We start from the raw sequence: 12,564 nt of genomic DNA on the forward strand, positions 1-12,564 counted from the left end.
CTTTCTTAAAGCGACGAGTATTTCTTGCGCAGACGCTGACGAATCAGCTCGGCGAGGGTGTTCATGATGAAGGTGAACAGCAGCAGCACCAGCGCCGAGAGGAACAACACGCGGTAGTGACTGCCGCCGACTTCCGACTCGGGCATTTCCACCGCGACGTTGGCCGCCAGGGTGCGCAGGCCTTCGAACAGGTTCATCTCCATCACCGGCGTGTTACCGGTGGCCATCAGCACGATCATGGTCTCGCCCACGGCGCGGCCCATGCCGATCATCAGCGCCGAGAAGATGCCCGGGCTGGCGGTCAGGATCACTACGCGGGTCATGGTCTGCCACGGCGTGGCGCCCAGGGCCAGGGAACCCAGGGTCAGGCCGCGCGGTACGCTGAACACGGCGTCTTCGGCGATGGAGTAGATGTTCGGGATCACCGCAAAGCCCATGGCCAGGCCGACCACCAGGGCGTTGCGCTGGTCGTAGGTAATGCCCAGGTCGTGGGAGATCCACATGCGCATGTCGCCGCCGAAGAACCAGGTTTCCAGGTACGGGCTCATGTACAGCGAGAGCCAGCCCACGAACAGGATCACCGGGATCAGGATTGCGCTTTCCCAACCGTCGGGAACCCGCAGGCGAATCGACTCGGGCAGGCGACTGAAGACAAACCCGGCCACCAGGATGCCAATCGGCAACAGCATCAGCAGGCTGAAGATCCCCGGCAGATGCCCTTCGACATACGGCGCCAGGAACAGGCCGGCGAAGAAGCCGAGGATCACCGTCGGCATGGCTTCCATCAGTTCGATCACCGGCTTGACCTTGCGGCGCAGGCTCGGGGCCATGAAGTAAGCGGTGTAGATCGCCGCGGCAACGGCCAGTGGCGCCGCCAGCAGCATGGCGTAGAACGCCGCCTTCAGGGTACCGAAGGTCAATGGCGCCAGGCTCATCTTGGGTTCGAAGTCGGTGTTGGCGGCGGTCGATTGCCAGACGTACTTAGGCTCGTCGTAGTTTTCGTACCAGACCTTGCTCCACAACGCGCTCCAGGACACTTCCGGGTGCGGGTTATCCAGCAGCAGCGGCTGCAGCTTGCCGCCGGCTTCGACGATCACGCGGTTGGCGCGCGGCGACATACCAAACACGCCCTGGCCGTCGACCACCGGATCCACCAGCAGGGTGCGGTGGGCGGTGCTGTGGAACACGCCGAACTTGCCGGAAGCGTCGAGGGCGGTAAAGCCTTTGCGCCGCTCTTCGGCGGTGATTTCCACGATGGGCGCGGTGCCCATCTGGAAGGTACGGATCTGCTTGAAGCGCTGCTCGCCATCCGGGTCACGGGCCATGAACCACTGGGCCAGGCCGCCTTTGGAGTTACCGACGATCAGCGAGATGCCGCCCACCAACTGGGTGCTGGCGGTGACTTCGGCAGTGCCATCTTCCAGTAATTTGTAGCGACCGTTGAGGCTCTTGTCGCGCAGGCTGAACACATCCGCCAGGGCGCGGCCGTTGATCACGTACAGCCATTGCTGGCGCGGATCGATGAAGATCGCCTTCACCGGCTCGGTCATTTGCGGCAGCTCGACACGCTTCTGCTCGCTGGTGACTTCACCGGTCATCATGTTTTCTTCGCGGCTCAGGGTCAGCACGTTCAAGTGCGAACCGGCCGAGCCTGCCACCACCAGCGACGAATCGGTGGCGTTGAGGGCGACATGCTCCAACGGCCGGCCGGCATCGTCGAGCACGATCGGCGTTTCACCGTAGGGGTATTCAATCGCAGGCGTGATGGTCTTCTTGCCGTCCGGGTACGACACCTTATAGGTGTGACGGAACACCAGGGACTGGCCATTGGACAAACCGAGGATCACCAGCGGGCTGCCCGGCTGGTCTTCACCGATGGAAGCCACGCTCACGCCGGGCGCAAGCGGCAGGTCGACACGCTTGAGTTCGGCACCGCTCGTGACGTCAAAGAACAGCGCCTGGCCCTTGTCGGAAACCCGCATGGCGACCTGGTTCTGCTCTTCCAGGGAGATCAACAACGGCTTGCCGGCGTCCTGCATCCAGGCGGGCGTCAGTGCGTCTTCCTTGGTCAGCGAGGCGCCTTGGAACAGTGGCGCGACCACGTAGGCGAGGAAAAAGAAAATCAGGGTGATCGCACCCAGAACGGCGAGGCCGCCCACCAGCACATACCAACGGGTCAGGCGATCCTTGAGCGCGCGAATACGGCGCTTGCGTTGCAGCTCAGGCGTATTGAAATCAATGCGCTTGGGGGGAGAAGTTGTCGTCATGGTGGAATTGGCCAGATCATTCATGCGCACACCCTAGCGATCCTGTATGACAGAAAGATGACAGTGCAGTGACGCAACAAATCCGCCGCGAAGCAGGGCTGGCAGCGGACTAGAAAATTCGGATGCGGGGCCGGTATTCCGGCCCCGCAGAGGCAATCAGTTGCCTTCTTTCAGACCCAGGTCAGCCAGGGCCTTGGCGGCAACCTTGGCTGGCAGTGGGATGTAGCCGTCCTTGACGACAACTTCCTGGCCCTGTTTGGACAGAACCAGTTTCACGAACTCGGCTTCCAGCGGGGCCAGAGGCTTGTTCGGGGCTTTGTTGACGTAAACGTAGAGGAAACGCGACAGCGGGTATTTGCCGTTCAGGGCGTTTTCTTCGCTGTCTTCGATGAAGTCAGTGCTGCCTTTCTTGGCCAGGGCCACGGTCTTCACACTGGCGGTCTTGTAGCCGATGCCCGAGTAACCGATGCCGTTCAGCGAAGAGCTGATCGACTGCACGACCGAAGCCGAGCCGGGTTGTTCGTTCACGTTAGGCTTGTAGTCGCCTTTGCACAGGGCTTCTTCCTTGAAGTAGCCGTAGGTGCCGGATACCGAGTTACGGCCGAACAGTTGCACTGGCTTGTTGGCCAGGTCGCCGGTCACACCCAGGTCACCCCAGGTTTTCACATCGGCTTTGCCACCACACAGGCGAGTCGAGGAGAAGATCGCGTCGACTTGTTCCATGGTCAGGTGCTGGATCGGGTTGTCCTTGTGCACGAACACGGCCAGGGCATCCACGGCAACCGGGATAGCGGTTGGCTTGTAGCCGTACTTCTGCTCGAAGGCCGCCAGTTCGGTGTCCTTCATCTTGCGGCTCATCGGGCCCAGGTTGGAGGTGCCTTCAGTCAGCGCAGGTGGCGCGGTGGCGGAGCCGGCAGCTTGAATCTGGATGTTGACGTTCGGGTATTCCTTTTTGTAACCCTCGGCCCACAGGGTCATCAGGTTGGCCAGGGTATCGGAACCGACGCTGGACAAGTTGCCCGACACACCAGTGGTCTTGACGTAAGCCGGGATTGCCGGATCAACACCTGCGGCCACCGCGTTGGCGGTCGCAACGCCAGCAGCGACAAAAGTCATTGCCGCCATCAAACGTTTCAGTTTCATGCCTTGCTCCTAGCAGATAGGGATAGTTGGATCGGGGCCAAGTATCGAGAGGCCGTGTGAACACTCTATGTCTGAAATATGACAATTGGATGAAAGGCCAGCATTGGAGATCACACAACAAAAGGAGAGAAGGTCGGGACGTACGAGGAGGTTAGAGCGACTAAGCGACTTCTTGGAAACAAGCTGTAATTGTTATAAAACGCAAGGCATGTGGCGAGGGAGCTTGCTCCCTCGCCACATGGTTACCGGTAAAAGCGCTAAACGGGGTTACCGCCCGCGCTTCCACAGATACCCACCCACCACCATCCCCATCACACACAGGACAGCCACGTAGTAAGCCGGGCCCATCGGGCTTTCCTTCATCAGCAGCGACACCGCCAGCGGCGTCAGCCCGCCGAACACGGCGTAGGCCACGTTGTAGGAAAACGACAGGCCACTGAAGCGCACCACGGGCGGGAAGGCTTTCACCATCACGTAAGGCACCACGCCAATGGTGCCGACGAACAGGCCGGTCAAGGCATACAGCGGGAACAGCCAGTCCGGGTGGGTCATGAGGCTGTGGTACAGCGTCCAGGAGGTCGCCAGCAGCAAGGCGCAACCGCTTACCAGTACACGCCCGGCACCAAAACGGTCAGCCAGGGCGCCGGAGGCAATGCAGCCAAGGCTCAAAGTCACGATGGCCAGGCTATTGGCTTGCAGCGCAACAGTCGGGCTGAAGTGGTAGATGGTCTGCAACACGGTCGGGGTCATCAGGATGACCACCACGACGCCGGCCGACAACAGCCAGGTCAGCAGCATCGACAATACGATGGCACCACGGTGGTCACGTAATACGGCACGCAATGGCAGCTCGGCGGCCAGGGTCTTGCGTTGCTGCATCTCGGCGAAGATCGGCGTTTCATGCAGCCAGCGGCGCAGGTACACCGACAGCAGGCCGAACACGCCACCAAGCAGGAAAGGAATGCGCCAGGCGTAATCCGAGACCTGCTCCGGGCTGTAAATAGTGTTGATGGCAGTGGCCACCAGCGAACCCAGCAGGATACCGGCGGTCAGGCCGCTGGTCAGGGTGCCGCAGGCGTAACCAATGTGGCGCGGCGGTACGTGTTCGGACACGAACACCCAGGCGCCCGGGACTTCACCGCCAATCGCTGCGCCCTGGATGATGCGCATCAACAGCAACAGGACCGGCGCCCACAGGCCGATCTGCGCGTAGGTCGGCAGCAGGCCCATGATCAGGGTCGGCACTGCCATCATGAAGATGCTCAGGGTGAACATCTTCTTGCGGCCCAGCAGGTCACCGAAGTGCGCCATGATGATGCCGCCCAGCGGGCGTGCCAGGTAACCGGCGGCGAAGATCCCGAAGGTCTGCATCATGCGCAGCCATTCGGGCATATCGACAGGGAAGAACAGTTTTCCGACCACGGTGGCGAAAAACACGAAAATGATGAAGTCATAAAACTCCAGCGCCCCGCCCAAGGCAGACAGCGACAGGGTTTTGTAGTCGTTGCGGGTCAGCGGGCGCGACGGTTGCGCACTGCTTGCGGGCACGGAGGACATGGCAAGGCTTCTCTTATAGTAGTCAGCTTGATAAGGACGGCACGCCCGGGACTGGCGGCGGGTCTGGCAAGATAGCAAATCGCTTGTAAAAGCACAGCGCCAGGAGAACAGTTGCGCGCAAAAGCCGCGATACAGCGGCTATTTACCGACCAAATGAGCGTAGGGAGGTCGTCGTGGCGCCAGGGTCTCGATATACTCGGCCCTTGCAAGCGCAAGAACCCCAGGCTTGAGGGGCTGCTGCGCCAAAACGCCGTTGGGTGCCATCCAGCCGATTTGGCAGAGTTTCCCTTTAGCACGCCTTACGAGAAACGTATCGAACGGAGTATGTTTGTGCTGAAACGTTTTTCTAACAGTCGGCTATCCACCTTGCTCCACCTATAAAAGCGTCACGGGTCAGAGGCCCCCCGGCATGATCGAACTCGAACAAGAAGATCCTATCCCGCAAGGCGATCTCGCCCTGCAAATCACCGCGCTCCCGCGTGAAACCAACGGTTTTGGCGATATTTTCGGCGGCTGGCTGGTCGCGCAGATGGACCTCGCCGGTACCGCCATGGCCAGCAAGGTCGCGGGCGGGCGTGTGGCCACCGTGGCCATTGACCGCATGGCGTTCCTGGTGCCGGTGGCAGTGGGCGCGCAATTGTCCTTCTATACCCAGGCCCTGGAAATCGGCCGCAGCTCGATCCAGATGATGGTCGAAGTGTGGAGCGACGACCCGCTGTCCAGCGAATGGCGCAAGGTCACCGAGGCGGTGTTTGTGTTCGTCGCTATCGATGGCAGCGGCCGCACACGCTCGGTGCCATCGCGCGCGCGTTAAACCTCGCGGGGTTTTGACGGTCAATTGCCCCATTGCCTGCCATTGAGAGTGCCTGTTATGCCTACGCCCCACGTTGAGACCGTGAAAGTCGACGAACTGGACTGCTGGCGCATCCGCCATAACGGCGCCGAACTGATGATCGCCCAGCAGGGCGCGCATATCTTCAGTTACGGCCGCGAAGGCGAGCAGCCGCTGATCTGGCCGAACCCTGAGGCGGTGTTCAAGAAGGGCAAGGGCATTCGTACCGGCGTCCCGGTGTGCTGGCCCTGGTTTGGGGTGTTCGACCGCAACCCGCCCAGCGTAAAGGCGATGCGCCAAAGTGATCAGCCTGCGGGCGCTCACGGTTTCGTGCGTACCGCGACCTGGGCATTGGCCGGGACCACCCTTGAAGGTGAAGCGCTGCGGGTGGACCTGCAACTACCGGTTCCTGCAGGCGGCTTCCCCGGCTGGCCCCATCAGGTCGACCTGAGCCTGAGCCTGCTGCTGGACAACCAACTGCACATCCGCCTGACCAGCCACAACCGTGGCAACGACACTGTCACGCTCAGCCAGGCGCTGCACACCTATTTCGCCGTGAGCGACGTACGCAACGTGCAGGTCGAAGGCCTGGACGGCTCGGTATACATCGATACCGCCGATGGCTGGAGCGAGAAGACACAATCCGGCCTGCTGCACTTCAGCGCCGAGACCGACCGCATCTACCTCGATACGCCCCCGTCGCTGAGCATCCTCGATCAGGACTGGCAGCGTCGCATCCAGCTCACCAGCCAAGGCTCGAAATCCACCGTGATCTGGAACCCCTGGACCGAACGCGCCAAAGCCTTCGACGACATGGCCGATGATGGCTGGCAGGGCATGCTGTGCATCGAGACGGCGAATGTGCTGGATGATGTGGTGAGCCTGGCCCCAGGTGAAAGCCACACGCTGGGCGTGAGCATCACCGCTATCGCCCTGTAAACCCAATCGAAAATGTGGGAGGGGCACACCGCCCCCCACATTGGGTTCAGCGTAAGCTTATAGATCGGATTCCTTTACGACCCGCACCTTGCCCGCATCCAGCGCATAGGCGGCGTCGGCCAAATCGTTATTCACCGTCTCCACCTTCAACGTGCCGGTCACCCACAGCGGCGTGTAGATATCATCCAGCTTCAAACCCTTGGGATAACGCACCAGCACCAACTGGTTAGGCGGCGGTGGCGGCACGTGGATGCAGGCGCCCGGGTATGGCACCAGGAAGAACAGGGTGCTGCGGCCTTTGGCGTCGGTTTCCAACGGCACCGGGTAGCCGCCGATGCGGATGTTCCTGCCGTTCATGGCAGCCACGGTCTTGGTCGAATACATCACCGCCGGCAAGCCTTTGCTCTGCTTCAGGCCACCTTTGTCGGTGAACGTGCCTTGGGCTTCGGGGGAGTTGTGGTCGATCTCGGGCATGGCCTCGAGGGCCTTCTGGTCCGACAGCGGCATCAGGTCGAGCCAGTCGGTTTCCGGCAATTCACCGGCGTGGGCCAGGCCAGAGCCCAGCAGAAGGAGAGTCAACAGGAGACGGCGCATGGAGAGGCTCGGCAAGTACAAGTGGCGAGCATTCTAGCCCTCTGCGCCTGCGCAGCGCAGAGGACTTTGTCGGCTGATTACTTCTTTTTGATCAGGCCGTAGAGCACCAGCAGCACAATGGCGCCGACCAGTGCGCCGATAAAGCCTGCGCCTTGACCCGCCTGGTAGATACCCAGTGCCTGGCCACCGTAGGTCGCGGCCAGGGAACCGGCGATACCCAGCAGGATGGTCATGATCCAGCCCATGCTGTCGTCGCCGGGCTTGAGGAAACGCGCCAACAGGCCGACGATCAAGCCGATAAAGATGGTTCCGATGATACCCATGGCATTTCCCTCTGAATGAAGTGAGCTATGCCAAAGCCTAGACAGGCTTTGGCATCCTGCAATCAGAGGACGGCGATAACCAATGGTTCCCGCCGATCCCCGGGTTATTGCTCGGCGATCAGCGCTTCGACCTTGAGGATCTGCGCTTGCAGCGTTGCGCGGTCCTTGCAGCGCAGGTTGGCGTGGCCGACCTTGCGCCCGGCCTTGAAGGCCTTGCCGTAGTGATGCAGGTGGCAGTCTTGGATGGCGATCACGCGCTCCACCGGCGGTACCACGCCGATAAAGTTGAGCATCGCGCTCTCACCGACCTTGGCCGTGGAGCCCAATGGCAAGCCCGCGACAGCGCGCAGGTGGTTTTCGAACTGGCTGCACTCGGCGCCTTCGGTGGTCCAGTGCCCGGAGTTATGCACACGCGGGGCGATTTCGTTGGCCTTGAGGCCGCCGTCGACTTCAAAGAACTCGAACGCCATCACACCGACGTAATCCAGCTGCTTGAGCACGCGGCTGGAATAGTCTTCGGCCAGGGCCTGCAACGGGTGATCGGTGCTGGCCACGGACAGCTTGAGGATGCCGCTGTCGTGGGTGTTGTGCACCAACGGGTAGAAGCGGGTCTCACCATCCCGGGCACGCACGGCGATCAACGAGACTTCGCCGGTGAACGGCACGAAGCCTTCCAGCAGGCAGGCGACGCTGCCCAGTTCGGCGAAGGTGCCGACCACATCGGCGGCGGTGCGCAGGACTTTCTGGCCCTTGCCGTCGTAGCCCAGGGTGCGGGTTTTGAGCACGGCTGGCAGGCCAATGCTGGCGACGGCGGCGTCCAGGTCTGCCTGGGACTGGATATCGGCGAAGGCTGGGGTCGGAATGCCGAGGTCCTTGAACATGCTCTTCTCGAACCAGCGGTCACGGGCAATGCGCAAGGCTTCGGCGCTCGGGTACACCGGTACGAACTGCGACAGGAAGGCCACGGTTTCGGCCGGGACGCTTTCAAACTCGAACGTCACCAGGTCGACTTCGTCGGCCAGTTGGCGCAGGTGGTCCGGGTCGCTGTAGTCAGCGCGCAGGTGTTCACCCAAGGCTGCCGCACAGGCGTCCGGCGCAGGATCCAGGAAAGCGAAGTTCATCCCCAGCGGGGTGCCCGCCAAGGCCAGCATACGGCCCAGTTGGCCGCCACCGATTACACCGATTTTCATCGTCAACACCCTCAGGCGATACGTGGGTCTGGATTGTCCAGCACGCTGTCTGTCTGCTCGGCGCGGAATTTCTTCAGCACCGCGTGGAACTGCGGGTGCTTGGCGCCCAGGATGCTGGCGGACAGCAGGGCTGCGTTGATCGCGCCGGCCTTGCCGATCGCCAGGGTGGCCACCGGGATACCGGCCGGCATCTGCACGATGGACAACAGCGAATCCACGCCCGAGAGCATTGCCGACTGCACGGGTACGCCAAGCACCGGCAGGTGGGTCTTGGCCGCACACATGCCCGGCAGGTGTGCCGCACCGCCGGCACCGGCGATGATCACCTCGATGCCACGGGATTCTGCTTCATCGGCATACTGGAACAGCAAATCCGGGGTGCGGTGGGCAGAGACCACTTTCACTTCATACGGAATGCCGAGTTTTTCCAGCATATCGGCGGTGTGGCTAAGGGTGGACCAATCGGACTTGGAGCCCATGATCACGCCAACCAATGCACTCATCGTCGTGCCTCTTCTCTCTGGGCGCCCGCAGGCGCGTCAAAAAACAACAAGCCACGCGGGAAATCCGGCGTGGCTTGTTGTACGAAATGTGGCCGGTTGGACCGGCCGAAGGCCGCGCAGTATACCGTAATAATCCAGATAAACAGCCCCTGGGATGACCATCTGTCTAGCGGGGCAAAGTGGCGGTTTTATTGACCCTGTAGGAGCGAGCTTGCTCGCGAAGATCGCCAACGATGACGCGGGCGTTCTGAATGGATGCGGCGCTCTCAGGTTTTTCGCGAGCACGCTCGCTCCTACAGGGATCGCATTCAGGTACTTTGCGCCGCGCCACCTTCCAACTTGCGCCACAACAACCGCACATTCGCCTTGCGCACCAGCGCGCAGCGATACAGACGAATTTCCAGCGGCACGTGCCATTGCGGCCCGCCGCAGACCACCAATTCACCGCGGGCCAGTTCGGCACGCACGCTCAGTTGCGGCACCCAGGCGATGCCCAGGCCTTCCAGGGCCATGCTTTTGAGGCTATCGGCCATGGCGGTTTCGTACACCGTGGTAAAGCGCAGCGCGCGCTGGCGCAGCAACAGGTGCACCGAACGGCCGAGGAACGCCCCGGCGCTGTAGGCCAGCAGCGGCACACTGCCCTCGCCTTCGAGGTCGAACAGCGGCTTGCCGTCGGCGTCGGCCGCGCATACCGGGAGCATTTCGGTGTTGCCCAGGTGCAGTGAGGGGAAGATTTCGGCGTCCATTTGCATCGCCGCATCCGGGTCGTAGAACGCCAGCATCAGGTCGCAGCCGCCTTCACGCAGGGCATGCACCGCATCGCCGACGTTGGTGGCCACCAGCCGCGTGGCGATGTTCAGGCCGTCGTTGCGCAATTGCGCGATCCAGCGCGGAAAGAAACCCAACGCCAGGGAGTGGGCTGCGGCCACTTGCATGACTTCGCCCTGCCCGCCTTCCAGGTGATGCAAATGGCGCAGCACTTCGCCGAGCTGCTCGACCACGGTACGCGCGGTGACCAGGAACAACTGCCCCGCCGCCGTCAGCTCAACCGGCGTGCGCGAGCGGTTGACCAGGGTCAGGCCCAATGCGGCCTCAAGGCTGCGGATACGTCGGCTGAACGCCGGCTGGGTGACAAAGCGCCGCTCCGCCGCCTGGGAAAAGCTGCGCGTCGCCGCCAGGGCGCTGAAGTCTTCCAGCCATTTGCTCTCAAGGTTCATCACTGCCTCCCACGGATACGCACCATTTTGGCACACACGCCCGCCATGATAGCCGGGTCACACTCACATTATGCCGTTTATGCATAGGCCAGTGTTTAACAGCATTGGCCCAAAATTTCCTACAGGCCTAGCATTCGCAGCGTTCCGGCCTGTTCCGGGTCCATATCGAGATGATTTCCGTCATGTCCTCCGCTGCATCATTCCGCACAGAAAAAGACCTGCTTGGCGTACTCGAAGTACCTGCCCAAGCGTATTACGGCATCCAGACCCTGCGAGCGGTGAATAACTTCCGCCTCTCGGGCGTTCCGATTTCGCATTACCCGAAATTGGTGGTCGGCCTGGCAATGGTCAAGCAAGCGGCGGCTGACGCCAACCGCGAGCTGGGCCAGCTCAGCGAAGCCAAGCACGCGGCCATCAGCGAAGCCTGTGCCCGCCTGATCCGCGGCGATTTCCACGAAGAATTCGTGGTGGACATGATTCAAGGCGGCGCCGGCACTTCAACCAACATGAATGCCAACGAAGTCATCGCCAACATCGCGTTGGAGGCCATGGGCCACAACAAGGGCGAATACCAGTACCTGCACCCCAACAACGACGTGAACATGGCGCAGTCGACCAACGACGCCTACCCGACCGCGATCCGCCTGGGCCTGCTGTTGGGCCACGACGCGCTGCTGGCCAGCCTCGACAGTCTGATCCAGGCATTCGCCGCCAAGGGCGTCGAATTCAGCCACGTGCTGAAAATGGGCCGCACCCAATTGCAGGACGCCGTGCCGATGACCCTCGGCCAGGAATTCCGCGCCTTCGCCACCACCCTCGGTGAAGACCTGGCCCGCCTGAAAACCCTGGCGCCAGAACTGCTGACCGAAGTGAACCTGGGCGGCACCGCCATCGGTACCGGCATCAACGCCGACCCGCGCTACCAGGCCCTGGCCGTACAACGCCTGGCCGTTATCAGCGGCCAGCCAGTGGTCCCGGCTGCCGACCTGATCGAAGCCACCTCCGACATGGGCGCCTTCGTGCTGTTCTCCGGCATGCTCAAGCGTACCGCGGTGAAACTGTCGAAGATCTGCAACGACCTGCGCCTGCTGTCCAGCGGCCCACGTACCGGCATCAACGAGATCAACCTGCCGGCGCGCCAGCCAGGCAGCTCGATCATGCCCGGCAAGGTCAACCCGGTGATCCCGGAAGCCGTCAACCAAGTCGCGTTTCAAGTCATCGGCAACGACCTGGCCCTGACGATGGCGGCCGAAGGCGGCCAGCTGCAACTGAACGTGATGGAGCCGCTGATCGCCTTCAAGATCTTCGACTCGATCCGCCTGCTGCAACGCGCCATGGACATGCTGCGCGAGCACTGCATCGTCGGCATCACCGCCAACGAAGCCCGCTGCCGCGAACTGGTGGAACACTCCATCGGCCTGGTCACCGCGCTGAACCCGTACATCGGCTATGAAAACGCCACCCGCATTGCGCGTATCGCCCTCGAAAGCGGCCGCGGCGTGCTGGAACTGGTGCGCGAAGAAGGCTTGCTCGACGACGCCATGCTCGACGACATCCTGCGCCCCGAAAACATGATTGCCCCACGCCTGGTCCCGTTGAAGGCCTAAGCGTTTGTTGCACCGCTCACCAGGTTGAGGGACTAGACACCTCTCACCTTTTGAGGGCCTGAAGGCTCGTTCTTCAGGCCCTTTTTTTTGCTTGTAGGAGCGAGCTTGCTCGCGAAAAACGCAAGGAGACCGCAACCGTCCAGACAGCCAACTTCATCGTTCACGACCTTCGCGAGCAAGCTCGCTCCTACAAACCTTTAATCGGCCCGGGCAGACGGATCACGTTCGCCTAGGTATAGTGCCGCCCCTCTTCGCGTCTGCGGCCGTCGGTAACGAGCCCGGATACACGCGATAGCGCATGAATAACAACACCCGCAAAAGGATTGGGGTCGAACCGTCGCGCACTGCCTGGTGCTATGCGAGGGGTAGGACCGTCCTGCGTTTGCCATTAG

11 protein-coding genes are annotated in these 12,564 nt (G+C 61.8%); 3 read left to right on the forward strand and 8 right to left on the reverse strand.

The features are described 5' to 3' along the window. Positions 1-5: 5 nt before the first annotated feature. The 3 genes from PspCFBP13509_RS06890 to PspCFBP13509_RS06900 all read right to left on the reverse strand — a co-directional run bounded on the left by PspCFBP13509_RS06890 (position 6) and on the right by PspCFBP13509_RS06900 (position 4,967). A complete protein-coding gene (locus tag PspCFBP13509_RS06890; RefSeq protein WP_174562752.1) occupies positions 6-2,039 on the reverse strand; it encodes an ABC transporter permease subunit in 2,034 nt (677 codons plus the stop codon). A gap of 384 nt (positions 2,040-2,423) precedes the next feature. Continuing rightward, the gene (locus tag PspCFBP13509_RS06895; protein ID WP_016978637.1) at positions 2,424-3,410 is read right to left on the reverse strand and encodes a phosphate ABC transporter substrate-binding protein PstS; all 987 of its coding nucleotides are present in this window, start codon (positions 3,408-3,410) and stop codon (positions 2,424-2,426) included. 267 nt (positions 3,411-3,677) lie between these two features. After that, positions 3,678-4,967 (reverse strand): MFS transporter, encoded by a 1,290-nt coding sequence (locus PspCFBP13509_RS06900; protein WP_027608244.1) that lies wholly within the window; start codon positions 4,965-4,967, stop codon positions 3,678-3,680. Between the two features lie 409 nt (positions 4,968-5,376). On the opposite strand from PspCFBP13509_RS06900, the gene PspCFBP13509_RS06905 reads away from it, so the two are divergent. Together PspCFBP13509_RS06905 and PspCFBP13509_RS06910 are read left to right on the forward strand one after the other, a co-directional pair. Beyond that, positions 5,377-5,781: an acyl-CoA thioesterase gene (locus PspCFBP13509_RS06905; RefSeq protein ID WP_003176975.1), complete on the forward strand. Its 405-nt coding sequence runs from the start codon at positions 5,377-5,379 to the stop codon at positions 5,779-5,781. Positions 5,782-5,838: 57 nt separating this feature from the next. Continuing rightward, positions 5,839-6,738, forward strand: coding sequence for a D-hexose-6-phosphate mutarotase (locus PspCFBP13509_RS06910; protein WP_137211728.1), 900 nt, complete (start codon positions 5,839-5,841; stop codon positions 6,736-6,738). A gap of 57 nt (positions 6,739-6,795) precedes the next feature. Here the strand turns inward: PspCFBP13509_RS06910 and PspCFBP13509_RS06915 are convergent, their stop codons facing one another. The 5 genes from PspCFBP13509_RS06915 to PspCFBP13509_RS06935 all read right to left on the reverse strand — a co-directional run bounded on the left by PspCFBP13509_RS06915 (position 6,796) and on the right by PspCFBP13509_RS06935 (position 10,565). Next, positions 6,796-7,332 (reverse strand): DUF3299 domain-containing protein, encoded by a 537-nt coding sequence (locus PspCFBP13509_RS06915; RefSeq protein WP_027608241.1) that lies wholly within the window; start codon positions 7,330-7,332, stop codon positions 6,796-6,798. Between the two features lie 77 nt (positions 7,333-7,409). Next, a complete protein-coding gene (locus tag PspCFBP13509_RS06920; RefSeq protein ID WP_065926751.1) occupies positions 7,410-7,655 on the reverse strand; it encodes a GlsB/YeaQ/YmgE family stress response membrane protein in 246 nt (81 codons plus the stop codon). A 104-nt stretch (positions 7,656-7,759) separates the two neighbouring features. Next, the gene (locus tag PspCFBP13509_RS06925; protein WP_065926752.1) at positions 7,760-8,845 is read right to left on the reverse strand and encodes a 5-(carboxyamino)imidazole ribonucleotide synthase; all 1,086 of its coding nucleotides are present in this window, start codon (positions 8,843-8,845) and stop codon (positions 7,760-7,762) included. Positions 8,846-8,856: 11 nt separating this feature from the next. Further along, positions 8,857-9,348, reverse strand: a complete 492-nt coding sequence (purE, locus tag PspCFBP13509_RS06930) for a 5-(carboxyamino)imidazole ribonucleotide mutase (RefSeq protein ID WP_003176980.1) — start codon at positions 9,346-9,348, stop codon at positions 8,857-8,859. A 308-nt stretch (positions 9,349-9,656) separates the two neighbouring features. Then, positions 9,657-10,565, reverse strand: a complete 909-nt coding sequence (locus PspCFBP13509_RS06935) for a LysR substrate-binding domain-containing protein (protein WP_065926753.1) — start codon at positions 10,563-10,565, stop codon at positions 9,657-9,659. A 182-nt stretch (positions 10,566-10,747) separates the two neighbouring features. Here PspCFBP13509_RS06935 and aspA point away from each other — a divergent pair, with 182 nt between their 5' ends. Next, complete coding sequence (gene aspA, locus PspCFBP13509_RS06940) at positions 10,748-12,172, forward strand: aspartate ammonia-lyase (RefSeq protein WP_025854459.1); 1,425 nt, start codon at positions 10,748-10,750, stop codon at positions 12,170-12,172. Positions 12,173-12,564 lie beyond the last annotated feature (392 nt).

The organism is Pseudomonas sp. CFBP13509 (genome assembly GCF_005233485.1).
GTDB classification, from domain to species: domain Bacteria; phylum Pseudomonadota; class Gammaproteobacteria; order Pseudomonadales; family Pseudomonadaceae; genus Aquipseudomonas; species Aquipseudomonas marginalis.